A 24,356-nucleotide genomic window follows, 5' to 3' on the forward strand; every position below is an offset into this window, starting at 1 on the left:
CGTCACGCGGGGGCGTTAGACGACGTCCCCCGCGCGTCGCGGCTCCCAACGCGCGGGTTAGAGATCGAGATAGAAGTCGACGGAGTCGAAACGCCAGTATTCGATATCAATCTGTAGCAGGCTACGCAGCATATCGGCGCGAAACTTCTCGACCCGGATCGCCGGTGTCGTGGTATTGCCGCCGATCACCCGACTGGCGGTGGCGTTGAGGCGGGTCGGCTTAAAGGCCAGGTGGCTGGTGATGGTCTGGCGTTGGTAATGCTGTGACCATACATCGGCCAGGGCATTCTCGCCCAGGCAGTCGAGGAAGTCGGGTGCCGTCAAGGGGTTAATATAGCTTTCATGGTACAGGATACGGTGTTCCTCTAACGCCCCCCATCCACGGATACGGTAGAGCCCCTGGGTTGGGTCGGCTTGAAGTAGCGTCTGGATATGTGCCGGGGCATCCCTCACCCGAGACTGCTCCAAATAACCCCAGGAGGGAACGCGACCCTGCTCGATTGCCGCCTGCTTGTAACTGGTGGTGGCGTTAGGGTTATAGCGAAAACGGGGCTGGGCGACGAACCAGCCGCAGCGATCCTTGCGGAAGATTTTAGCGTCGTTCTCCAGTGCGAGCAGGGCCTGGCGTAGAGTCATACGTTTGACGTTTAACTGTTCGCTTAACTCCCGCTCTGCCGGTAAGCGTTCTCCCGCGCCGAATCGCCCCTCATCGATCCAGCGACTGATCTGAGCCTTAGCGAGCCCTGCATGCGAGGCCATCTCCATAACATCATCCTTTGGTTTAAACCAGCAGTACGTTAGCGTCGTTGCGGACGCTAAACAAGGGAAATAGTGCGACTAAACCGCCTGTGTAGCACGGACGGCAACGTCGCGTGTTTAAAAGAGGCTGGCGCAGACATTGATCGATAGGCCGAGAATGGTCATGTTAAACACGAAGGAGATCACCGACTGTAATAGCACGACCTTACGCATCTCGCGGGATCCGACGCAGACATCGGCGGTCTGAGAGGCGACGGCAATGGTAAAGGAGAAATACATAAAGTCCCAATAGGAGGGGGTCAGCATCTTATCGGGGAACAGGAGCCAAGGCTCTTCCGTGCGTGGGTTGGCATAGAACAGATGGGCATAGTGCATGGTAAAGCCCATCGGCAACAACAGCCAGGAAGAGATCAAGGTCGATCCGGTGATAATGAAGTGGAGGATCTTTAGGTGACCACTGGTCTGCCCGGCCGTAGCGAGCTCCAAGAAGAGGACCAGGACGCTAATGCAGCAGCCGATGACCACAAAGAAGATCACCATCTTAGCGCTCTCATCCTCTAGCCGGGTGATCTTGCGGATATCATGCGCCTTGCGGTTGATGATCTTGACCAGTAGAAAGATGATGTAGAGCCAGGCAAAGACATTCCACGCGAACATCAGGCGAATGGCCGGAGAAAAGAAAGGTAATAGGCACAAGTAGGTGATCGTGGCCATAAAGAGGGAAAACAAGAAGCGGGGTCGCCCATGCAGGTAGTGTCTGATCCTTGGGCAGCGGTGGAAAAACGGTCTATTCATCCCTTAAGTATCCTGCAAGCTTGGAAATAACAGTGATTTCATTCTGATTCAGTGATTGACCTCATTTTAGCATGCTAGTTCTCTGGCGAGAGGGACGAAATACAGGGAGAAGCTATTCCATCACAGCATGCTGGCGGGGAATAGGATCGCGTATCGCCACACTCCATCGTGTGCGACGCGTCAACGCAAGCCAGGGTGCCGAGCGTGATGCTAAGCCGGAGGGATGACACCATATCTCATTGCGGGAAGCGAATCTCGGAGGGGGATAGGCAAGGTGGCGGTCGCCTTCGTCGGCTTGGCATGCTCCGGCGAGACACCAGACCTACTCACATCCTCTGGCATACCCGCTCAGGCGCTGATCTGCAACGGCCCGGCTGCGGCCTGCCTTTTTGTCCGGACAGTCGCCCGCAATATTAGCTGAAATACAAGTTTCATTATCAGAACAGGCGTGATAGTCGGGTCAGTATCGTACAGGGGACGTCCTGGTGATGAGGGCATTGCTGACCCATATCACGAGTGAATCGCCTCGTCGTCGAGCCAGAAAATGGGGGGCGATATTTCTTGATGATGTTGGTTATTTTACTACAGCACTTATGTTATTTAGATAATAGATATCCATGCATATTCCCAATAAGACCAAGGTAGGAATTAATATCCTCCGGTTATTTACCACAAATAATTATCCTATGCTGATGTAATAATGGTTGATTTATTGGAGTGATGATAACTGATAGCGATATAAAAACACGAGACTGTTTTAGATGAAGACTATCCATGAGTGGTACTCCTGACAGCATGAACCATTACTTTACTGTTATTTCAATGTGTAAAACATAACATCCGTTGTTATTCTTATAACGTGAAATTTGAAATCTGTCACATAAAACTTCAGTTTGTGTAAATATAGTAGCTAAATAACGTGCTACTTACCCTACACACTGAAAAAGAGATTATCATCATGTTAAAAAAATCACTGATTTCTTTCGCGTTGGTCGCTGCCGGATTGATGTGTTCTGCGACGACTTTCGCTCAATCGCAGCCGGAAGGTAGTGAACAAGGTGCGACCTTAACGCAATTGACCCAGCAATATCCAATCCACTGGATTTCCATTGAGCAGATTGCAGAGAGTTTGCATGGTAAGGCTCCTATCAGTGTAGGATTTGATATTGATGACACACTGTTATTTTCCAGTCCGGTATTTTTCCATGGAAAACAAAAATTCTCCCCGGACAGCAATGCCTATCTGAAAAATACTGATTTTTGGAATGCGGCTAGCAGTAGCGGATGGGACCGTTTTTCCTTGCCAAAGGCATCGGGGCGCGCGCTGCTGGCGATGCATTTACAACGTGGTGACCATGTCTACTTTATTACTGGCCGGCCGATGCCAACGAGCGGCAAAGAGGATTTGACCAAAATCCTCCAGGATGACTTTCGTATTCCTGCGGCACAGTTGAACCCGGTTATCTTTGCAGGGACCAAACATAACGCTAAAGTTGAGTATATGAAACAACATCATATCACCATGTTTTATGGCGACTCAGATAATGATATTACCAATGCGCGTTTAGCCGGTGCTGAAGGCATTCGAGTTCTACGCCCATTGAACTCAACCAATCAGCCAATGCCAAAAAATGGTCGTTTTGGAGAGCGTGTCGTCATTAACTCACAGTTCTGATAATGAGCGACTATTCCAGGTAATCGATCACAACAATCTCGCTTCGCGAGCATTAATAGCCTATGAGCTGTTAGAGTATCGTCGTCACTTTTTTCTAGGGTGATCATCGCTATAGGTTAAGTTAACGTCAGCGTGGAATGGTCTTAATTTCTTTCTGTGCAATACACTTATCGTCGGGTATCGATGCTAGCTATTTGCATAGCTATATTTTTTATCTAGCTACTCGACGGACGATAGGTGTTAATAACTCAAAGATAGAACCCATGAAAATAGATAAAAAAATATTAATCTCTGTCGCTATTGCAGGACTGAGCTTCGGCCAGAGTCAGGCGATAGCGGCCTCCGCTGAGCAGGCACCATTAGCGTCACCCGCGATGCAGGAGACGTTAACCCATCAGCAAATTGTAGAGAAAATTGCACTGTTGAATAAGCGTGCGCAAGCTATCCGTGAAAAGTTGATTAAAGCCCGTACGCTCCAGACTCAGCAGCCTTTTCTTGACTATCATTTCGCCGGTCGCTCTATCCCTGTAGGGCATGTCGGGGATGATGTGAAGATGTTGAAGTATAAGCGTTATCTACCAAAGGATCATTATCCAGAGGCTTTGTTCGGGGTTTCAGCCACGGTAAAAATGAGTTATCACGACAACTTTAACGATAAAAATCAGGCTAGGCCGTTTGCCTATAAGCACTCGATCGCGAAGTTTAAGGGAGCGGTCAACTTTAACTCTTGGCTTGCCGGGGCGGCCTATTATGCCTTGAGTGACTCCGGTAGAGATGAGTTACGCGTTGCCAATTTTACTATTGGCGACCTGAACCGCTCACCGTTCTATTTTGCCGTAGGTAGAAAATATATCGACTTTGGCCTGATGAATGCGCCATATGTCGATGAAAGTACAGCGGAGGGGCAGTTTGAACTGGTAGGGAATGCGCTCACTGCTGGCTATGCTGGCGAGCATATTGTCGCTACCGTTTCAGCCTTGCAAGGAGAGAACAGCTCATCCAGCTATAATGGTAATAAGGCATTGAATGGCTCGATTAATGCTTGGAATAGCCAGCTGGTTTACGCTACCCGGGGTGGTCTATTCGATCGCTTTAAAGCCGGTATCGGTTATGCCAGTGATGTGCGCGGCTTTGAATATAACCATCTGGCAACTGCCCGTGGATCATCTGCGAGCCATAAGATACCTGAAGGTACATTATTTACCAATTTTACCATCGGTAGTAATGAGATCTATGCAACCTACAGTAAAACCTTGGATGGTGTGCTTGGCGCTGAGATTAATGATAATCAGCGTTTCGCTGATAGTCACCCTTGGGGTGTTTCTCTGGCGTTTACTCACCACTTCGATCTGTTCCATAAGTGGAACGGTGTCTCTTTGGTATATAACACTACCGGTGGCTTTAATGATAGTGAGATTGATTATAGCGATGCGGCTAAATCTGGTGCAACACCCTATGCCGCCATGCGTAATCAAGTTTCATTAATTTGGGATCTTCCTTTGCATAAAGGGGTATATCTCTCGAGTGAGATCTATGGTGGTAACTGGTATCGGAAACACCAAGCAAATAGTACTGACTTTGAATCCGGATCAACCCGTTATATTGGTACGGCTGTTGAAATTAACGTTTCTATCTAGGAGCACAGATGAAAAAGGTTATCTCTCACCTGGCGACAGTGATTGGCCTGCTGGTTATCTCATCTTCTGTGCTGGCCGAGCAACAGTTGTATGTTGAACCACAAGTACAGCAGAAACCGATTCTTAACTTGATACAGCAGAGTAAGAAGAATATTGATGTTGTAATCTATGAGTTCTCCGACCCCACGCTGATTAAAGCGTTAGGAGAAGCCGAGAAACGAGGCGTGAAGGTACGCGTACTGATGACCTCTCGAATTCATGGTAACTATGCCCCTATTTGGAAAAATATCCATGAATTTCAAGATGAAGGTATCGAGGTTAAACGGACTAATCCGGACTTTACCTATACTCACCAGAAGACCTTTATCTTTGACAATAAAAAGGCATTGATCAGTACAGGGAATATGGATTTTGACCGATATCCCAATAGTCGTAACTTTTTGGTTTTAACTGATGAGCCACAAGAGGTGAAGCAGATCGTTGATGTTTACCATGCAGATTGGCAGCATCAGCGTCCACATCTAACGCAACAACAGTTAACGGCCTCGCAACTCGTCTGGAGTCCGATTAATGCTACCTCTGCACTGGTAAAACTTATTAATAGTGCACAGCATAGTATGGATATTTATGCTTTGGAGATGAGTGATCCGGCGATTGTATCGGCTCTCGAACAAGCCCTGAAGCGTGGGGTGGATGTGAGCATTATATACAGTAAGGCGCCGTTTGCTTGGAGTCAGCAGGATCTGATTAAGCTATATCGTCAGGGCGCTAATCTACGGGTATTGGAAGATAGTGCACCATTTATTCATGCTAAGGCGATCTTAGTCGATGGTAAACAGGCATATATCGGTTCGGAGAACTTCACGACTAACTCACTACAGCGCAACCGTGAATTGGGCATTATTACTCAGCAGCCCACAGTACTGAATACGCTGAAATCGACGCTGGCACATGATATGGCTACACCCGCCTACCGGGTATCAGAACTTGTGAGTTCCCCACATCTTGCCTTGCCACACCAGACACAACATTAATCTTGCATCGGACTTAAAATCATGAACAAAAAAATTATTACCTCACTGATTGTTGCTACGCTGGCCATGCAAGGAATGGCGTATGCCTCGACTCAGGATGATACAGCTGCGTTGCAGAAGCAATTGGACCAATTAGAGCAGCAAACACGAGTATTGGAGAAACGAGCCGCGCGAGCCGTCACTGAAAGTCAAGAAAGTAGTGAGTTGAAACAGAACCTGGTTAGTAAAGCGGTGCAGAAGCTCCATCCCAAGGTTTTAACGCGTAACCAGTTTACTCATGCATTGGACGATAATAACCAATCGATACTCCAGTATAAGAAGCATAATGCGGCTCCGTTACTGATGATCGGGGGGATTGCGGATCTCACGCTGACTTCTGGCTGGATTGCCGATCGCTATCAGGTCAATAGCTCCAAGTATTTACCTTTTATGCAGTCTCAGGGTCATTACAGCACCCAGACCGAAGTACCGCAGATTAAGGCTAAAATTGTGATTAACCCGGTACAATGGGCCACCATGAGTGTGCTCTACGATTTTCGCTCTAGCGAGATGAAGTCGGCGGTGATTACCCTGGGGGATTACAATACATTGCCCGTCTATCTGAGTGCTGGTCTGGAGTATTTGGACTTTGGCGGCCGTGGACATCAGACCGTGATTGCCAAGAGTGCCGAATCCTATATGGATCTGCAAGGCTATGCGGTGACCTTAGGCTATCATGGCGATAATCTGTCTGCGAGTGCTAGTGCGGTTGAGCAAAAGATCTTTGGTAAGGCAACCAATATTGGCTCTTATCTCTTCGATACCCACTATGACTGGTGTTTGGGACCTGTGGGTGGGCGTCTAGGTGGATCTTATATTACCGATATTAAGGGCATCGGTAGTACCGATAGTGATGATATTGGCATGCCGGACAATAACATGTTTGAGGCGGTAACTCAGCCCAACGGGCGTTTGCCAGCCTATGCCCTGTACGGTCGTTTGGATATTGCTGATCAGTATCATATCTACTCTAACTATATGAAACTGGATGGTGACCTTGCCCAAGGCTGGAAGGGGAGTGAGCGCGTCCGTCCTTCATTACTGACGGTAAATGGCAGCTATAATTTTGATCTTTTAGGTGTGCAGAATCAGATTATCGCGGGTTATGATCGTAGTAGCGATGCCTTTGGCTTGAGGAATGATCTGAAGTATATGTCTAAATACAATAAGTACTCTCCGTTAACCTCTGATCTGTATGCACATCAGTACAGCTTAGAGCTTTCCTCACGGCTGAGTAGTAATTTGTATTTGACGGAGGGGGTATATCTGCAGCATGACTATGATAGCAATGATCATACCGGCTTTGGGGTTAATCTAAGCGGTGTCTTCTGATGATATCATCTGGCGGCACATGCTTTGCTGTGCCGCAGTTAGTGGCTACATTCCTTATTGGTTTGCTTGCGAATTTGATGCCTGATCCTCGCTGTATTATTGCCGGTATATGCCGGCAATTTTCTTGTCAATAGAAAACGATAAGTGATAGATCGGGGGGCAGTAAGATTTTACTTATTCTAAATGTCGTTATTGCTGGCTCTCATCAGAGTGGTAGGGATGCTTATTTTAATAAGTCATGCTGGGGTGTAATCAATACCCTCTCTCGATAACGCCGTGTTTTATGATGTTGATCACAACGTTTAAATATAATGATATTACCTTCAGCGCTACTTGAGTAACGCTGAGGGAATAGGAGGAAGTATTAGTTATGCTTAGGCGATTGATAGGTTTTGCTGATGTCTAGCATTTGTGTATAAGGGCCATTCCAATCGGCATCGAACAATCTCCCTAAGATTTGTGCAGGTTGTTTACCATTGATTAAGAGCGCGATATTACGAGTGGTATAAAAATATCCCCACTCCCAGTTACTGGTGGTTAACCAGCTGAGGTCATTATCGACCACGAAGTATTTCTCATGCTCAACCCGTGAGTAGGGGATGTAACGGGACTTCAGAGGTGGGATGGTGCTGATTTTTACCTCGACATTGGGGAGTAGCTGGAGCGTTTTCATAAAATCATTGGCCGGTTGGCTGTTATTCCAATCCGCTACGATGATTTTGACATGTACACCACGTTGCGCCGCATTGGCGATAGCATTGTAGAGTTCATCCCAATATCCAACATAACCATATTTTTTAAACCCAGAAAATGTCATTACCTGCATTTTTAGATCATGATGGGCATTGTCGATCGCAGCAATCATTTGTGAGATCTCACTGTCAGTCCCATTCGGACGCATGTCTACGGGGCTGAACGCGGGATGGACCAGCAGTGTCTCATGATGATAACTGACCATGGCCGGTCGCTGTGCCGTTACCCACATTGTTTTTTGCATATTATTACGCAGATGATGATCCTGTGGCCCATTATTATTTTCAGCCAGTTGCCAGTCGAGGTTAAAGACGGCCAGGATTGTCGTGGCGAGTTGGGGATTACGAATGCGGACACCGATATTATGGATCTGAGAAAGCGAGATCCAACTCCAGTTGGCACTATTGACGGCAACGTTTTCGTTATCGACTATCATATACTTGGCATGCATCACGCCACCGGCGATTTTTTTATAATCGACCTGACGTACAGTGATGTTAGCAATGTTCTGGAATAGTTGCACGGGATCGCTGCTTCCTCCTAGATGCATAGCTTCGGTTAGAATCCGAACTTTTACGCCTCGCCGGGCGGCATCTTTAATCGCATTAATAATGGGTTCTAATTTTTCTCCAGGTTTATTAGCAATATAAAATGTACCAATATCAAGAGTATGCTTGGCCTGTTTGATCATTTCTAGCCAGACTGTGGCCGTGGAGCTTATCTCCGGCTGTTGGAAAACATGCTCAGTATTTTCGGGTATGGCTTGCATGAGTTCAAAGTCAGCCTGTTGTGCCTGGCTAGCATAGGTCGAAAAAGAAATGCTGGCAATGATAGTCGCAAGAGTGAGTTTCTTCATTTATATTTATCCTCTGGGTAGGTTCTATCTATACTTCACGTAAATATATCTTTGATGTTTTCAATTCGTATTATTTAATAAGATGAATAAAAAAACAAGCATCATGGCAGTCAGCTCCTGACACTATTCTTACATCATTAAACCAGGGGGTTATCGTCGCATTGATATTTATATGTGAACTTCGCGAGATGAAATTATTTATGAGTGGGATGTTTTTGTCGCGTAATCATCAGAGTCTGATATATCAGTATATATGTCGGCTTTAGTGCTATTCCCTCGCCGTTGGCCATATCGGAAGCGCAGAACCAGCGTTGGCCTGTCGATTTTATGTATGATGTCCTGATTTATGGTCGTCGCTTTCGCACGTTCAATGTCATTGATGACGTTAACCGGGAAGCGTTGTCGATTGAAATCGAGCTGAATCTGCCAGCCCCCTAGGTGGAGTATGTACTCGATAGGAGCGCGGAAAAGCGTGGCTATTCAGCTATGTTTCACATGGATCATGGCCCGGAGTTTATTTCTCTGGCATTGGCTGATTGGGCCGAGAAACAGGAAATAAAACTGGAAGTTATCCAACCGGGTAAACGGACGCAGAACGCATTCATTTAATGATTGAATCGGACATACCGTACAGAAACATTCGATCTTTATCTGTTTAGAACGTTGAATAAAGTACGGGATATTACGAAGAGATGACTATCAGCATACCACCATAAACGCCCGCACGAATCACCGAATAACATGATATTGGAGGTGTTCCGCCTGCAAAATAATAAGGTAGGATCTCAAAAAGTGCATGGCGCTAAAACGGGCCTATTTACAGTCGCCACGCCGGTTGGCTAGTGGGTGGGATACCGATCACACTAGAGACAAAAAAAACCGGAGCCACGTTAGCTCCGGTTTTCTTATATAGGCTCTATCTCTCTGTCTACTCCGGCTCTAGCCATCTTCGTTATCGCAGGAGATCGAGCCTATAAAATTAGTTGATAGCAACTACATTTACGGCTGAAGGACCTTTAGGGCCATTCTCTACAGAGAACTCAACCTTTTGCCCTTCATCCAGGGTGCGGAATTCATTGCTTTGGATAGCAGAGAAGTGAACGAAAACGTCCTTGCTACCATCAGCCGGGGAGATAAAGCCGAAGCCTTTATCTGCGTTGAACCATTTTACAGAACCAGTCATTTTATTAGACATTGTTATTACCTTCTAAATTTTGTGAGTCACTCAGGGTGACGAAAAAGGTCTGCTCTGACAGAAAAGCTTACTAAGGCATTGAAGGAGGAGACTCACGATGAAGGGAAATCAGAAGATAACACTGGAACTGAGGCTACTTGACTAAAACTGCTTTATTAAGGTCTGTTCTGCAAACCGTGATGTCATTAACTCATATGGCGTCGGTAAGCACAAGCTTTATTTTAGCCGTCCGGATGTGCTGATACTTGGAGGTCTGCCACTGTTACTCTTGGCTAGCCTGCTGTGTTATGGCATTTCCCTGATGCATAAAGCAATCTGGGCGGTAGTGGTTGCTGGTAAGGGCGTACGGCAGCCATATCATCAGCGTGTTCATGTGGGACAGATCTGGGACTGCCATCTGTTGAGTGGTAGTTTTCTGGATTGCTAACTTTTTGCACCTGGGATGGTGTGAGCGCGGCATAGTGCGGTAATGGGTTGTGTGACTGGGTGGGAACTTAACGGACTTCTGCGGATGCGTGCGAACGGTGTAATGGCGTTCCCTGCAGGAATCGAACCTGCAACTAGCCCTTAGGAGGGGCTCGTTATATCCATTTAACTAAGGGAACACGCGAATAAGATTAGGCATTATGACGCTATCTATGCGAAAGCCGGGAGCTATCCTAGCGTATTCCTTCTCTTTTTTTCAAGCCAATCCTCGGCGTGGGGGGCAGGGTGCAGTATTTTTATGCAGTTCCGTCTATTAAATAGTCTGTCTGCTAAATAGACGGCCTGCGGCGTGCCGAAAGCAGCACGCCGCAAGGTCGAGCGATGCCACGACGATCAAGCGCTTAGCGCGGAGGAGGGGACCTCGACTTGCTCCCAGCGTTGGATACGTGTCAGCATTAACGGTATCGTCGATACCCTTCTGCGCCACTGTTCTTGTTGTGCCGGGTCTAGTTTACTGTACATACTGATAATAATGTCGGTACGACGTTCCAGACGAGCCAGTATCTTACTGCGATCCGGGCTACGCTGGCTGAGGAAGCGCTGCCGCTCTTTAGCCCAACCTTCGATCTGCGTCTTGAGGCGTGTTTCGGTATCATTTATCACCAGCAGGCTAAGCGTGGCTGAACTGATGGTGATGACGGCGACCAAGGCAAACAGGAAGGTGGTATAGCCGTTGAAATAGTCATTGCCAGGAACATAGTTATGGCTGTTGGCGTTGACCATGACGGCAACGGCGAAGGCGATAAAAGGAATGGCCCGGACTTTATATTGCCCATTCATCACAAAGGCTATCGGGAAATAGATGAGCAGCATGCTTAGCCAAAAGGCATTGGCATTGTGTAGGTTCGGTAATAGGAAAACAAAGATCGGGAAGGCGAACAGTGTGCCGACACTAAAGCCAATGGCGAAACCCTTGGGCGATATGCGTTCACCGTATTGGCACATCACCAGGAGTACCGCCGTCAAGAGCATCACCAGCGGACCACCAGGCCAACCATAACGCCAGAGTAGCAGACTCAGTATACAACTGACGAAGAATAGCAGCGCGCTGGTAAAGGCGGAGTCGGTTCCCGCGCTAAACATCCGGTTTTGCCACTGCCAACGAAAGCGGCTTTGCGCATCGGTGGTCGTATTTTTGTCTCCTATGCCTTGCAAATCGGCGGCGATCAGCGTCAGTAATGAGGCATAGCGTGGAGAGTGCACCATCGCAATCGGTGGGATAGTTTCGTGTTCCTTGGCCGCTGCGATAGCGGCATTAATCCATGCTTTGGCTTGATCATCTAGGGCGTGTTGCATACGCAAGGAGTAGAGGTGGCGACTGAGCTTCTCCAGCGCGTAGATACTATTGATCAGGTTGTACTCCTGAGCATAGATACTGCGATAATCGCTATAGTTTAGGGATAGCGACTGGCGCAGCAGGTCGATCTTTTGTGACAGATCTAAGTATAGCGCGACCGCATCCACATCCTCTTTATTAAGCAGGATAGCCAATTTTTCCAGAATAACGTGATATTGCTTCTGCCATGATGCGGCGTATTCCAAAGGCCACACGAGGTTGAAGATGAAGATCACCGAAGAGCCGATGAAGACACACCCTACGCGGTCGAACAATACGCTGAAGGCGTGGTTGGGATTGGAGAGGGAGGCGCTAAAGACGATGATAAAGCCGATGATCACCCAGCGCCACAGATCTTTATATTGGAAATTCGTCAGGCTGATATAGGTGCAGAGGCTGCCAAACAGCGCGGCGCAGAGCATGATGGTGAAGGGATCTTGGGCTAGCCACCAGATGACGAAGAAACCGAGGCTACCGCCAACAAAGTTACCGACGATGCGTTGCCACCAGCGGCTGCGGATTTGGCCGATCGTCCCCAACGAGACGATCAGCGCGCTGGTCACCGCCCAATCCGGTGAGTTCATCCCCAGTCGCATAGCGAGATAGAGCGAGAGCATCACGGCGAGGGTGAGTCGGAGAGCCTTTAGGCTTTGTAGTAACATGGGGCGCCTTATTTAACGATATCGACGGTAGCACTGAGTCCCGGAATAAAGTTCTCCATGTTACTGCCCGGATCTAATTGAATATTCACCGGGACGTTTTCTGCCAGGCGAACCCAGTCAAAGACCTGGGGTAATTCAGAGAGTAAGCCGGGATTCGGCAACTCTTTGGAATTGATCGCCGAACCGATGCTCTGTACATGGCCGTGGTAGGTAACATGGGTATCGGCCATCAGGTAGACCTTAGCCTTATCACCGACGCGAATGCCGGCGATCACGGTTTCAGGAAAGGCTCCCTCTATCCAGATGTTATCGGTGTCGACCTCGGCCAGTAATGCGTTACCGGGACGGGCGTAGTCGCCGACGTTGAGATTGACCGTGGCGATTTTTCCGTTGCTAGGCGCATAGATATGGGTACGCGAGAGATCCAGTTCGGCTTTAGCCAGTGAGGCCTTAGCGGCCAATAGCTGTGCGTTGTCATCCCCGAGTGCGCCGCGAGCGGCGATCGCCTGTTGCAGCCGTGCCTGGGCGGTGGCGACGTTGCCTTTACTCACATTGAGATCGGTCTCGGCCTGTTGGTAATCATTGGTTGAGGCGAAGTTACGCTGCTTCAAGTTACTGATGCGTTGGAAATTCGACTGCATATAGCTGTATTGGCTCTGTGCGTTTTGTAGCGCGGCCTTGGCCGACAGGACCGCCGCGCTCTGCTCTAACAACTGCTGCTCGACATTCGCCAGATTAGCTTGGGCATTCTGCACATTGATCTTATAGTCGCTATCGTCGATGGAGAACAGTAAGTCACCCTTTTTGACCGTTTGATTGTGGCGTACATTTACCTGTGTCACCAAGCCGCTTACTTGCGGCGTAATATCGATGATATTTGCCCGTACGACGCCATGGCGAGTACTCAGCTGCTGGTTGTATTGATGGATGCCAAAGATAATGATCGTGGAGGTAATGGCGAGAAATAACGCCGTACGTGAAGCGGGTGACTTTAGCATATCATGACCTGTTAGAAATGAAGGATGGCGATAACCAGTAATGCATAGATGGCCGATGCATAAGCCCAGACGATGAGGCGTGGATGCCAGAAATAACTTAATAGACGATAACGTGCGGCAAATTTCACCGACAGTTGCGTGATAATGAAACAAAGAATGCCTAATACCACCAGCTTGGGGATAAAGGCATTGAGTAGCACGACGTCGTTAAAGAGTTCCATAATGGCCTACGGTTATTGTAGTTCTACGCGGGTATTATATAGCACGCTATTGATAATGCGCATTACTATTTCGTGCGATAATGAAACGGTACTTTATGTGTTGTGTAATTAGGTAGTCTCGCCTGGTGCTCGCTGTCTGCACTTGTTTCGATCCGATAAAAATCATTATATTTATTATGCTATTATAGATGCTCACCGCTATTGTGCCAGTGTGATGCGCGCACGCCTCTGCTTCGCTAGGACGCCTCCCGTCATCATTGGGGGCGGTTGTGCGCAGGGGAGGGCGTGTCCGATTTTTAATCGGTGATAATAATGTTTATTTCCATAATATATATTCGATATATATCAAGCTGATCTAATTAAGAAATAGTGAAATCTTTCTTTATTGTGCCTAATGATGATTGTTGATTAGGATGAGTGGAGCGCAGTACAGCGGGAATGACATCGCTGTCGGGGGATAACGGTGTGTTAGGTCCTCTCGCCGTGATTAATACACTGCGCTTTCCTCGCTCTCTTGCCCGTTAGCGACTGACTGCATGCATGCCAAACGGTAAAATGTGAACTGCGTCGGTATGGGCGGCATTTCCAGTGCCTTAGCGGGACAGACCCGATGATTATCCTTGATCTGGCGCATTATTTTACCCCGAATGAGTTAGGCCGCAGGGCGTGTACAGGGTTCGGGGAGAGGGGGGCTTATGCTATTATGCAGCGATTCCAATCAGAGCAGAATCTATCCATGTTGACGATTTCCCGCCTGGGCTGTCGGCGCGATGAGCGCGTGTTGTTTGAAGATCTGAGTTTTCGGGTACAGCCGGGAGAGATGGTGCAGATCGAGGGGCCGAACGGCGCCGGGAAGACCACACTGCTACGCATGTTGGCGGGGTTGTCCTTGCCGGACAGCGGCGAGATCATCTGGCAGGGGGCGTCGATCCGTCGTCAACGGGAACATTACCAGCAGCACCTGTTATATCTGGGGCATCACCCCGGCGTGAAGAGTGTGATGACGGCCTTTGAGAATCTGGCGTTTTATTGCCGAGTATTGGGCCAGCGTGATGACGAGGCTATCTGGCAGGCGCTTGCCCAAGTCGAACTGGTCGGTTTTGAAGATGTCCCCATCGCCCAGCTCTCGGCGGGGCAGCAGCGGCGCGTCGCGCTGGCGCGCCTATGGTTGAGTGAGGCGCCCTTGTGGATCCTGGATGAACCGTTGACGGCGATCGATAAGCGTGGCGTGGCGCGTTTACTCGCGTTGTTCGCGCGTCATACCGCCAGCGGCGGGACGATTATCCTGACCACCCATCAGGAGCTGAATTATTCCAATATGCGTCGGCTATGCCTGCGTGGTGAAGAGAGGGCGGTATGATCTTGGCAGTGATTCGGCGCGAGCTGAGGATCGCCGCACGTAGTGGCGCTGAAATTATTAACCCGCTGTGGTTCTTTCTGATTGTCGTAACGCTGTTTCCTTTGAGCATCGGCCCTGAGCCTCAGCTACTGGCGCGCATCGCACCGGGTATCGTCTGGGTGGCCGCATTGCTGGCGTCGCTGCTCTCGCTAGAGCGGCTGTTTAAAGATGACTTTTTGGATGGTTCGTTAGAGCAACTGGTGTTGATGCCCGCCCCGCTGACGTTAACGGTCCTCGCCAAGGTGGTCGCGCATTGGCTGCTGACGGGATTGCCGTTGTTGATTCTGTCACCGTTAGTCGCACTGTTGCTGTCATTCAATGTCGCGACGTGGCAGGCGGTCGCGTTGACGCTGCTGCTCGGAACACCGACATTGAGCTTCATCGGCGCGATCGGGGTCGCGCTGACGGTGGGGCTGCGTAAAGGCGGGGTATTGCTGAGCCTCTTGGTGCTGCCGCTGTATATTCCGGTGCTGATCTTCGCCACCTCGGCGATCGATGCGGCGTCGATGGGGATGCCCATCGGAGGGTATTTGGCGATTTTGGGGGCGATGCTGGCCGGGAGTATGACACTGGCGCCATTCGCCGCCGCTGCCGCCTTACGCGTGAGTATCCAGTAAGGTGATAGTTATAGGGCGATCTTTACATGCAGCGATAACTAAAACCTTGTTGCTGCTGTGGCTATTAACAGGACAAAATTTGCGGCGTTTCTCTTGGATTAACGCTGACTTTGAATGACTTTTCATCATTCTGGGCGCTAGCCCGGACCATTCATTATTATTTGTGAGCAAATCGCTATGTGGAAATGGCTTCATCAGCTTGCCATGCCGGAACGGCTCTATCGGCTGTGCGGCAGACTGACTCCCTGGTTGGGGGGGCTTGGTATCCTGTTTCTTCTGGCCGGTCTGATCTGGGGCTTCGGCTTCGCGCCCGCCGATTATCAGCAGGGGAATAGCTACCGTATCATGTACCTGCATGTCCCGGCGGCCATCTGGTCGATGGGGATCTATGCCGGGATGGCCATCGCCGCCTTCGTGGGATTGGTGTGGCAGATGAAAATGGCGGATCTGGTCAGCGCCGCCATGGCACCGGTCGGGGCCGTCTTCACCTTCATCGCGCTGGCGACGGGGTCGGCGTGGGGCAAGCCGATGTGGGGGACCTGGTGGGTATGGGACGCCCGTCTGACCTCCGAGCTGGTATTGCTGTTTCTCTATCTGGGTGTCATCGCGCTGTATCACGCCTTTGACGATCGACGTCTCGCCGGGCGCGCCGCGGGCATCTTGGTGTTGGTGGGGGTAGTCAACTTACCGATCATCCATTTCTCCGTCGAGTGGTGGAATACCCTGCACCAAGGTTCCAGTAATATGCAGCAGAGCGTCGACCCGAGTATGCGCGCCCCGTTGCGCCTCAGCATTTTTGGCTTCCTCTTTTTCTTCATCACGTTGACGCTGATGCGTCTGCGTAACTTGATCCTACAGCAAGAGCGTCATCGCCCATGGGTGACGGCATTGTTGACGTCGGCGGGTTCGCGAGGGAGGCGCGCGCAATGACTCCATTCTTCGATTCTTGGCAGGCCTTCTTTGCGATGGGGGGGTATGCCTTCTACGTCTGGCTCTCGGTCGCGTTGAGCCTATTGCCGTTGTTAGGTTTGGTGCTGCACACCACCCTGCGTCGGCGTGCACTGTTCCGTGAAATCCGTCGCCATCAGGCGCGCGAGTTACGCATGCGTCAGGCGCAGTCAGCGGCGGCGGACGCCGATCAAGGAGGATATACATCATGATGAATCCACGGCGTAAAAATCGCCTGTATCTGGTTATCGGCGTGCTGGTCGGCTTAGTGGTGACGGTGTCATTAGTGTTGTATGCCTTGCGCGCCAACATCGATCTGTTCTACACCCCGAGTGAAATCTTGATGGGGAAGGGCGAACAGCATGAAAAACCAGAGGTGGGGCAGCGGTTGCGTATCGGCGGAATGGTCATGCCGGGCTCGGTACAGCGTGATCCCAATAGCCTGCGCGTCAACTTCAAGCTGTACGATGCTCATGGTGTGGTCGATGTCACCTATACCGGCATCCTGCCGGATCTGTTCCGCGAGGGGCAGGGCGTCGTGGCTCAGGGCGTGCTGGAGCCGGGCAATGTGATCCAGGCGAAAGAGGTGCTGGCTAAGCATGACGAGAAATACACCCCGCCAGAGGTGGAAGCGGCGATGAAAGAGAATCATCACATGCCGCAGGCGGGTACGACTGAACAATCAACAGGGCGGTAACCCATCATGATCCCTGAGATCGGTAATTTTCTTCTGTCGTTGGCGTTAGCGGTGTCGGTGCTGCTCAGCGTCTACCCTAGCTGGGGCGCGGCACGTAACGACGCGCGGATGATGGCGCTGGCGCGGCCATTGGCCTTCGGGTTATTCGCCAGCATCACTCTCGCTTTTGCCTGCCTGGTGTATGCTTTTGTCGCCAACGACTTCAGCGTAGCCTATGTGGCGGCCAACTCTAACTCGCAGTTGCCGGTCTACTTCCGTATCGCGGCGACCTGGGGCTCGCATGAGGGCTCGTTGCTGCTGTGGGTCATGCTGCTGAGTTGGTGGACGCTGGCGGTGGCATTGTTGAGCCGCCGCATGCCGCAAGACTCGGTCGCCCGTGTGCTCGCGGTGATGGGGATGATCAATATCGGCTTTTTGCTGTTCATCCTGCTTACCTCGAATCCCTTTATTCGCACGTTGCCTGGCTTTCCCATCGACGGACGTGATCTGAACCCCTTGCTGCAAGATGTCGGGCTGATCTTCCATCCACCGTTGTTGTACATGGGCTATGTCGGTTTCTCGGTGGCCTTCGCCTTCGCCATCGCCTCGCTGATGGCCGGGCGGTTGGATACCGCCTGGGCGCGTTGGTCGCGTCCCTGGACCATGGCCGCCTGGGTATTCCTCACCCTGGGCATCGTCCTCGGTTCGTTCTGGGCCTACTATGAGTTGGGCTGGGGGGGCTGGTGGTTCTGGGATCCGGTGGAGAACGCTTCGTTAATGCCGTGGCTGACGGGGACCGCGTTGCTGCATTCGCTGGCCGTCACCGAAAAGCGTGGGACCTTCAAGGCTTGGACGGTGTTGCTGGCTATCACCTCCTTCTCACTGTGTCTATTGGGCACCTTCCTGGTGCGCTCCGGGGTGTTGGTCTCGGTTCACGCCTTCGCCTCCGATCCGGCGCGTGGCATGTTCATCCTCGCCTATCTGGTGGTGGTGATCGGTGGCTCGCTGCTGCTGTATGCGCTGCGCGGTGGCCAGGTGCGTAGTTATACCCGCCATGAGCTGTTCTCCCGTGAGACGCTGTTGCTCGGCAACAACGTGCTGTTGGTGGCGGCCACGCTGGTGGTGCTGCTGGGTACCCTGCTGCCGTTGGTGCATAAGCAGCTGGGACTGGGCAGCATCTCCATCGGTGAGCCGTTCTTCAATACCATGTTTACTTACCTGATGGTGCCGTTTGCCCTGCTGTTGGGGATTGGGCCGTTGGTGCGTTGGCGGCGTGATACCTTAGGTCGGCTGCGTAAACCGCTGCTGTGTGCCCTGGTGATCAGCGTGTTATTGGCGTTGCTGTTGCCGTGGTGGCTGCAGGATCGCATCGTGGCGATGACGGTGGTCGGGCTAGTCATGGCGTTGTGGGTGGTAGTGCTGACGCTGGTGGAGTTGTATCAGCGGGCGACTCATCGTGACGGCCTATGGCGTGGTCTGGGTAAGCTATCACGTAGCCATTGGGGCATGGTGCTGGCGCATCTGGGGGTCGCGGTGACGGTGATTGGTATCGCCTTTAGCCAGAACTATAGCATCGAGCGCGATGTGCGGATGAAGTCGGGCGACAGCCTACAGATCCGCGACTATCGCTTCGTGTTCCGTGATGTGCATGAGATCAGCGGTCCCAACTATACCGGGGGGGAGGCGTTGATCGATGTGATCCGTAACGATCAGCTGGAAACCATTCTACGTGCCGAGAAGCGCTTCTACACCAATGCGCGCAGCATGATGACCGAGGCAGCGGTGGATGGCGGTCTGACACGCGATCTGTACGCTGCGCTGGGTGAGGAGTTGTCCGACGGTGTCTGGGCGGTGCGTCTGTACTACAAACCCTTTGTTCGTTGGATCTGGTATGGCGGCGTGCTGATGGCTGTGGGTGGGCTGTTGTGTATGCTGGATCCGCGTTACCGTTCGCGCCGTACGGCGGAGAGTCAGGAGAAGAAAACAGCATGAATCGTAAATGGCTTTTTGTCCCGCTGGTGCTGTTTTTACTGTTGGTCGTGGCCTTCCTGGTGCAGTTGCAGCGTAATGCCGACGGGGAAGATCCGACCCTGCTGGAGTCGGCGTTGATCGGGAAACCGGTACCCACCTTCCGTTTGGCCTCGCTGGATACGCCGGGGAAGACCTATAGCCAGTCGGTATTGCACGATGGCAAGCCGCTGCTACTCAACGTCTGGGCGACCTGGTGTCCGACCTGCTATGCCGAGCATAAGTATTTGAACACGCTGGCAGCCCGCGGGGTACGTGTGGTTGGCTTGAACTATAAGGATGATCGTCAGAAGGCGATCAAGTGGCTGAATGAGCTGGGTAATCCTTATGCCCTGAGCCTGTATGACGGCGATGGCATGTTGGGGTTGGATCTGGGGGTATACGGTGCGCCGGAGACCTTCCTGATCGATGGCAACGGCATCATTCGTTATCGCCACGCCGGTGATCTCAATGAGCGAGTCTGGAAAGAAGAGATCGAACCACTGTGGTTGAAATATCAGGGAGGGCAATCATGACCGCACTACGCAGTGCGCTACTGGCGCTGGGGCTTCTCCTGCCGGGGTTGTTGTGGGCGGCGGTGATCGACACCTACAACTTCACCAGTGAGCAGCAGGAACAGCAATACCGCGAGCTGACGGAGCAGTTACGTTGCCCCAAATGCCAGAATAATAGCATTGCCGACTCTAACTCTATCATTGCCTCGGACATGCGCCAGAAGGTGTATGAGCTGATGCAGCAAGGGTATAACCAGCAGCAGGTGGTGGATTATATGGTGGCGCGTTACGGCAACTTTGTGACCTATGAGCCGCCGGTGACACCGGCGACATTGATCCTGTGGATCGGGCCGGTATTGGCGATCCTCGGCGGGGTGTGGATCTTGGTGCGTCTCGCCCGCCGTCGCCCCGCTTCGCCGGCTGAGGGGGAGGGCGTGACGCCTTCAGCGCTTAGCGCCGCCGAGCAACGGCGCCTACAGCGCCTGCTCAACCAGGATGATGACGGAGAGCATCGATGATAACCTTTTGGCTGATAGTGCTGCTGTTGCTGGTGGGTGCGGCGGCGTTGTTCTTGATCCCCGCGTTGCGCACCCCACGCGAGCTTAGCGCGGCGGATCGCGATCGTTTGAATACCCAACTCTATCATCAACGCCTGCGTGAGCTGGAACAGGATGAGGCGCAGGGGATTGTCGAGGGGCATGCGGAGATGCTGGCCGATCTGCAGCATAATCTGCTGAATGACGTGCCGGGTGAGCAGACTCGGCGCGCGGCCCCGCTCAGTCGCTGGGCGTTATTACCGGGCTTGGTGGTATTGGTGGCCTTATCACTCGGCGTCTATCTGAAGACCGGTGGTTGGCGTCAGGTCGCCGAATGGCATCAGGTGATGGCGCAGATGCCACAACTGCGCGAACGGGTGATGAATGAGGCGCAGAAGCCGCTGGATCGTGAAGAGTTGGCGCGTCTGGGGTTGGGGTTGCGTACCGAGTTACAACAGCATCCTAACAACGTGGCGGACTGGGTCATGCTGGGACGTATCGGTATGGCGTTGAATAACGCCACGACGGCGACACAGGCGTTCGCCCATGCCTATAAACTGGCGCCCAATGAACCGGAGGTGGCTCTGGGCTATGCGGAAGTGCTGACGCGATCCAGCGATGAGCAGGATAACCGTGACGCGTCGGTCTTGCTGCGTCGCTTGCTTAGCCAAGATCACCAGAATACCCAGGTGCTGAGTCTGCTGGCCTTTAATGCTTTCGAGCAGGGGGAGTACCGTCAGGCGATTGGCGCCTGGGAGATGATGCTGAAGCTGTTTCCGCCGGACGATCGGCGTCGTGACATGATCGAGCGTAGTATCGCTCAGGCTCGGGTACAGGCCGGGATCGATGCCGCCCAGGTACGGGTCGATATCGCGATGGCTCCCGCCTTGGAGCGGCAATTAGCGCCGGGGAGTCAGTTGCTGATCACCGTAACCGACGGTAAGAACCCGTTGCCAGTGGCGGTCAAGCGTCTGCCGTTAGGTCACTTCCCTCAGTCGGTAACCCTGTCGGACAGCGATGCCATGATGCCGGAACACCTGCTCTCGTCGTTAAGCCAGTTCCAGGTGCGGGTGCAGGTAGCACCGGCCGAGGGAGCGGCAGAGGGCGCGAGCAATGTGTTCGGAGAAAGTGCAGTTTTACCCTATACTAGCGGTAAAACGGTAGCGATAACCCTCAATAGGCAGACGCCGTAAGCGGCTCACTGCTGGAGATGTTGGTATTAAGGGCGCCCCGTACAGGGGCGTTCTTGTTTATGGAGTGAATTATGAAATATCGTCTGGCGGGAGTGGCTCTGGCAAGCGTGGTATTGGCTGGCTGTGCGACGAGCACTTCCCAACCGGATTCCCAAGGGCGAACCGATCCGCTGGAAGGGTTTAACCGGGCCATGTTCAGTGTCAACTACGACTATCTCGACCCTTATGTGGTACGACCGATGGCGGTGGTATGGCGCGACTATGTTCCCCGTCCGGCGCGTAACGGACTGATGAACTTCTTTGTTAACCTGTCCGAACCGGCCAGCATGGTGAATAGCTTCGCCGAAGGACGTATCTATGATGGTTTCCGTCATTTTAACCGTTTCTTCCTGAACTCCACTCTCGGCCTGGGCGGGTTGATCGATGTCGCCGCGATGGCGAATCCGACGAAGCTGGGTAAGCAGGATCCGCAGGGTTTCGGTAGTACGTTGGGCTATTATCATGTGCCTTATGGTCCCTACCTGGTGCTGCCTGTCTACGGTAGCTTTACCTTGCGTGAGGATGGCGGCGATGCCGTGGACCATCTGTATCCCCCGTTGAGCTGGTTGACCTTCTGGATGTCGGCCGGTAAGTGGGCCTTGGAGGGCATTGAGACGCGTGCGCAGTTGTTGGATTCCGATGGGCTGTTGCGTAGCTCGCCCGATCCTTATATCACGGTGCGTGAGGCTTACTTCCAGTACAACGACTTCCTGGCGAATGGCGGTCAGGTTAAACCCGAGGTGAATCCGAATGCGCAGGCGATTCAGGATGATCTGAAGGATATCGACTCGGCAAACTGAGGTCGTGTTGCTGAGGATCGGCGCCCAATGGGCGCCTTTTTTGTCTCTCGCGTCCCCTGTTAGGGCGGGGATGCGTTGCTCTTACCCGCGTCCGGGAAGTGCATTCCCGTTATCTAGGGTGTGGGGAGTGAGGCGGGGCGGGGTAATGAACGGTGCAGGTAAGGCGGGGCAGGGGGAGATGAGGTCGCGGCATAAAAAAGCGCCCCGAAGGGCGCTACTGAACGATTAAACGCGCTAGCTAGCCTTAGAAGGCGTAGTTGACGTTGGCACCGTACAGCCAGGCTTTGCCGACAGAGCGGAACTGATAGGGGCCTTCTTTGAAGTTGACGTGGGAGCCGTGCATATAGGAGGCGCCGACGTCCACGGAGAGATCTCGATTGAAGGCGTAGCTAAAGCCGCCGCTCAGCCAGGCACGGTTCTGATCCGGGATGGAGATAGAACGGTGCTCAGCCGGTACCGGCGTGGCATCGAAGGCGACGCCGCCACGGAAGGTCCAGTTATCGTCGTAGTAATAGGTGGCACCCAGCGCCATACGATAGGCATCGTGGAACTGCTCGTCTTTTTGGAACAGGGTATCGTTGTCGTTATCGGTCGCCTTCAGTTCTTTGAACTGACTCCAGGTGGTATAGGCGAGGCTATAGTGGATGGCCCACTGCGGTGCTACGCGGTTATAGCCGGAGACCTCCAGCATTGCCGGCAGCGTCATGCTCAGCTTGCCCGGAATGACCTGGCCATCGCTACCCATCGGCAGACCGATCAGGCCGAGGATTGGGTTCGCCTTGGAAGGCAGCGCGCTGCTGTAGTCGCCTTTGAAGTCAAGTTTCACTTCGGAGCGGTAGGTTAGGGCGTAGCGGTTACGCTCGTCGATCTGATACAGGATCCCGGCGTTCCAGCCATAGCCCCAGGTGTGACCTTTCAGGTCGGCGATCTGGGTATTCGGTTGGATACCCATGGCGATATTTTGGTACTTTGGCGGCAGTTTGCTGCCGATGATCAGCGGCAGATCGCCGGCATAACGCTCGATCTTCGCTTTAGCGTAGACCGCGTTGACACCCAGACCGAAGCTCCACTGCTGATTGAGGCGGTAGGCGGTGCTCAGGTTGAAGTTAGCCGTCATCAGATCGGTGGTGCCGCCAAAGGCACCGGCGGTGTAGTTATCGCTGAACTCGGTAGCCAGACCGTAGTTACTGGTGGCGGAGGCACCGATGGACCAATGGTCATTCAGCGGCTGCACATAGTGCAGGTTAGGGATCAGGGCGCTTGGCGCGATGTTGTGCGCATTCAGGCTCTGTCCCGTTGGCGAGGTACCGGTGATATCGACGCCGGGATCGATATAGATGCCGCCGACGGAAAGGGCCGGACGGTCGAAGGTACTCAGTACGGCCGGGTTACGACTGGCGGAGGCCGGTGTATCGATCATCGCCCCCTCACCAGAGAAGGCGCGTCCCAGCCCCGCGGCCGAGAACTCATTGAGCTGAAAACCCGCGGCATACGCGTTGGCGGAAGAGAGTAGAGCTACTGCTGCGGCTAACGCCGATCGAGTAAACAGTTTTTGTGGGCGCATAATCCGAAGCCTCGCAGAACTTTTTTTAAGCAATGTTACACATCGTAACAAGGAGCGGCGGATTGTAGGGGTGTACGGCGGTCTAACAAATCAGACCAGTCGTAGGATTCGGCGAATTTCAGGTTGAATGTTATGAAAATGTGCTAGTGATTCATGCGCTTATTGTATATTAATTGTTGGTTTTTCTTTGTTTTTGTTGTGTTTTATGGCGAGAATGGGTAAAAAAAGGCCGATTTATCGCTGAGGATCGGCGTTACGCGACGACATACAATTCCTCGTCTCTG

General features: G+C 52.1%; 22 protein-coding genes, 1 tRNA gene and 1 pseudogene. 15 read left to right on the forward strand and 9 right to left on the reverse strand.

From position 1 onward, the window contains the following. Positions 1 to 57: 57 nt before the first annotated feature. Positions 58 to 765 (reverse strand): GntR family transcriptional regulator, encoded by a 708-nt coding sequence (locus ACEQFP_RS07470; RefSeq protein WP_068870593.1) that lies wholly within the window; start codon positions 763 to 765, stop codon positions 58 to 60. A 111-nt stretch (positions 766 to 876) separates the two neighbouring features. Beyond that, positions 877 to 1,473 carry a DUF1345 domain-containing protein gene (locus ACEQFP_RS07475; RefSeq protein WP_005288633.1) on the reverse strand — a complete coding sequence of 199 codons (597 nt, stop codon included), beginning with the start codon at positions 1,471 to 1,473 and terminating at the stop codon, positions 877 to 879. 1,039 nt (positions 1,474 to 2,512) lie between these two features. On the opposite strand from ACEQFP_RS07475, the gene aphA reads away from it, so the two are divergent. From aphA to ACEQFP_RS07495, 4 genes are all read left to right on the forward strand, one after another. Further along, positions 2,513 to 3,229: an acid phosphatase AphA gene (gene aphA / locus ACEQFP_RS07480; protein WP_047059406.1), complete on the forward strand. Its 717-nt coding sequence runs from the start codon at positions 2,513 to 2,515 to the stop codon at positions 3,227 to 3,229. A 263-nt stretch (positions 3,230 to 3,492) separates the two neighbouring features. Next, complete coding sequence (locus tag ACEQFP_RS07485) at positions 3,493 to 4,866, forward strand: hypothetical protein (RefSeq protein ID WP_035600071.1); 1,374 nt, start codon at positions 3,493 to 3,495, stop codon at positions 4,864 to 4,866. Positions 4,867 to 4,874: 8 nt separating this feature from the next. After that, on the forward strand, positions 4,875 to 5,900 hold the full coding sequence (locus ACEQFP_RS07490; RefSeq protein ID WP_005288618.1) for a phospholipase D-like domain-containing protein: 1,026 nt from the start codon (positions 4,875 to 4,877) through the stop codon (positions 5,898 to 5,900). A gap of 21 nt (positions 5,901 to 5,921) precedes the next feature. Next, positions 5,922 to 7,271 (forward strand): hypothetical protein, encoded by a 1,350-nt coding sequence (locus ACEQFP_RS07495; protein ID WP_097364452.1) that lies wholly within the window; start codon positions 5,922 to 5,924, stop codon positions 7,269 to 7,271. Positions 7,272 to 7,635: 364 nt separating this feature from the next. Here ACEQFP_RS07495 and ACEQFP_RS07500 read toward each other — a convergent pair whose 3' ends face one another. After that, positions 7,636 to 8,880, reverse strand: a complete 1,245-nt coding sequence (locus ACEQFP_RS07500; RefSeq protein WP_370547276.1) for a phospholipase D-like domain-containing protein — start codon at positions 8,878 to 8,880, stop codon at positions 7,636 to 7,638. A gap of 273 nt (positions 8,881 to 9,153) precedes the next feature. On the opposite strand from ACEQFP_RS07500, the pseudogene ACEQFP_RS07505 reads away from it, so the two are divergent. After that, positions 9,154 to 9,686 (forward strand): annotated as a pseudogene (locus ACEQFP_RS07505) (DDE-type integrase/transposase/recombinase); the annotation flags it as partial. Positions 9,687 to 9,859: 173 nt separating this feature from the next. On the opposite strand, the gene cspA reads toward ACEQFP_RS07505, so the two are convergent. From cspA to ACEQFP_RS07530, 5 genes are all read right to left on the reverse strand, one after another. Further along, positions 9,860 to 10,075 carry an RNA chaperone/antiterminator CspA gene (gene cspA / locus ACEQFP_RS07510; RefSeq protein ID WP_005288610.1) on the reverse strand — a complete coding sequence of 72 codons (216 nt, stop codon included), beginning with the start codon at positions 10,073 to 10,075 and terminating at the stop codon, positions 9,860 to 9,862. 530 nt (positions 10,076 to 10,605) lie between these two features. Further along, positions 10,606 to 10,680 (reverse strand) — tRNA-Arg (locus ACEQFP_RS07515). A 214-nt stretch (positions 10,681 to 10,894) separates the two neighbouring features. Beyond that, positions 10,895 to 12,559: an FUSC family protein gene (locus tag ACEQFP_RS07520; RefSeq protein ID WP_370547277.1), complete on the reverse strand. Its 1,665-nt coding sequence runs from the start codon at positions 12,557 to 12,559 to the stop codon at positions 10,895 to 10,897. Between the two features lie 8 nt (positions 12,560 to 12,567). Beyond that, complete coding sequence (locus ACEQFP_RS07525) at positions 12,568 to 13,557, reverse strand: HlyD family secretion protein (protein WP_068870607.1); 990 nt, start codon at positions 13,555 to 13,557, stop codon at positions 12,568 to 12,570. A gap of 11 nt (positions 13,558 to 13,568) precedes the next feature. Continuing rightward, a complete protein-coding gene (locus tag ACEQFP_RS07530) occupies positions 13,569 to 13,778 on the reverse strand; it encodes a DUF1656 domain-containing protein (protein WP_005288440.1) in 210 nt (69 codons plus the stop codon). 736 nt (positions 13,779 to 14,514) lie between these two features. On the opposite strand from ACEQFP_RS07530, the gene ccmA reads away from it, so the two are divergent. The 10 genes from ccmA (at position 14,515) to mlaA (ending at position 22,508) form a co-directional block, all read left to right on the forward strand. After that, positions 14,515 to 15,138, forward strand: a complete 624-nt coding sequence (gene ccmA, locus ACEQFP_RS07535; protein ID WP_035595123.1) for a cytochrome c biogenesis heme-transporting ATPase CcmA — start codon at positions 14,515 to 14,517, stop codon at positions 15,136 to 15,138. Further along, positions 15,135 to 15,794, forward strand: a complete 660-nt coding sequence (ccmB, locus tag ACEQFP_RS07540; protein WP_005288437.1) for a heme exporter protein CcmB — start codon at positions 15,135 to 15,137, stop codon at positions 15,792 to 15,794. The genes ccmA and ccmB overlap by 4 nt, the downstream gene beginning before the upstream one ends. A 177-nt stretch (positions 15,795 to 15,971) precedes the next feature. Beyond that, the gene (locus ACEQFP_RS07545) at positions 15,972 to 16,724 is read left to right on the forward strand and encodes a heme ABC transporter permease (protein WP_005294483.1); all 753 of its coding nucleotides are present in this window, start codon (positions 15,972 to 15,974) and stop codon (positions 16,722 to 16,724) included. After that, the gene (ccmD, locus tag ACEQFP_RS07550) at positions 16,721 to 16,954 is read left to right on the forward strand and encodes a heme exporter protein CcmD (RefSeq protein WP_005288434.1); all 234 of its coding nucleotides are present in this window, start codon (positions 16,721 to 16,723) and stop codon (positions 16,952 to 16,954) included. The genes ACEQFP_RS07545 and ccmD overlap by 4 nt, the downstream gene beginning before the upstream one ends. Beyond that, entirely contained in the window at positions 16,954 to 17,439 is a 486-nt protein-coding gene (gene ccmE / locus ACEQFP_RS07555) for a cytochrome c maturation protein CcmE (RefSeq protein WP_035595120.1), read from the forward strand. The genes ccmD and ccmE overlap by 1 nt, the downstream gene beginning before the upstream one ends. A 6-nt stretch (positions 17,440 to 17,445) precedes the next feature. Then, positions 17,446 to 19,410, forward strand: coding sequence for a heme lyase CcmF/NrfE family subunit (locus tag ACEQFP_RS07560; protein WP_068870612.1), 1,965 nt, complete (start codon positions 17,446 to 17,448; stop codon positions 19,408 to 19,410). Beyond that, entirely contained in the window at positions 19,407 to 19,961 is a 555-nt protein-coding gene (locus ACEQFP_RS07565; RefSeq protein WP_005288427.1) for a DsbE family thiol:disulfide interchange protein, read from the forward strand. The genes ACEQFP_RS07560 and ACEQFP_RS07565 overlap by 4 nt, the downstream gene beginning before the upstream one ends. Then, complete coding sequence (locus ACEQFP_RS07570) at positions 19,958 to 20,458, forward strand: cytochrome c-type biogenesis protein (protein WP_005288424.1); 501 nt, start codon at positions 19,958 to 19,960, stop codon at positions 20,456 to 20,458. The genes ACEQFP_RS07565 and ACEQFP_RS07570 overlap by 4 nt, the downstream gene beginning before the upstream one ends. Beyond that, positions 20,455 to 21,669: a c-type cytochrome biogenesis protein CcmI gene (gene ccmI, locus ACEQFP_RS07575; protein ID WP_370547278.1), complete on the forward strand. Its 1,215-nt coding sequence runs from the start codon at positions 20,455 to 20,457 to the stop codon at positions 21,667 to 21,669. Before ACEQFP_RS07570 ends, ccmI begins: the two co-directional genes overlap by 4 nt. A 71-nt stretch (positions 21,670 to 21,740) precedes the next feature. After that, a complete protein-coding gene (mlaA, locus tag ACEQFP_RS07580; RefSeq protein ID WP_005288417.1) occupies positions 21,741 to 22,508 on the forward strand; it encodes a phospholipid-binding lipoprotein MlaA in 768 nt (255 codons plus the stop codon). A 244-nt stretch (positions 22,509 to 22,752) separates the two neighbouring features. Here the strand turns inward: mlaA and fadL are convergent, their stop codons facing one another. Then, a complete protein-coding gene (gene fadL / locus ACEQFP_RS07585) occupies positions 22,753 to 24,072 on the reverse strand; it encodes a long-chain fatty acid transporter FadL (RefSeq protein WP_005288411.1) in 1,320 nt (439 codons plus the stop codon). Positions 24,073 to 24,356: the final 284 nt, after the last annotated feature.

It is taken from the genome of Edwardsiella sp. A.80236, assembly GCF_044540725.1.
GTDB classification, from domain to species: domain Bacteria; phylum Pseudomonadota; class Gammaproteobacteria; order Enterobacterales; family Enterobacteriaceae; genus Edwardsiella; species Edwardsiella tarda.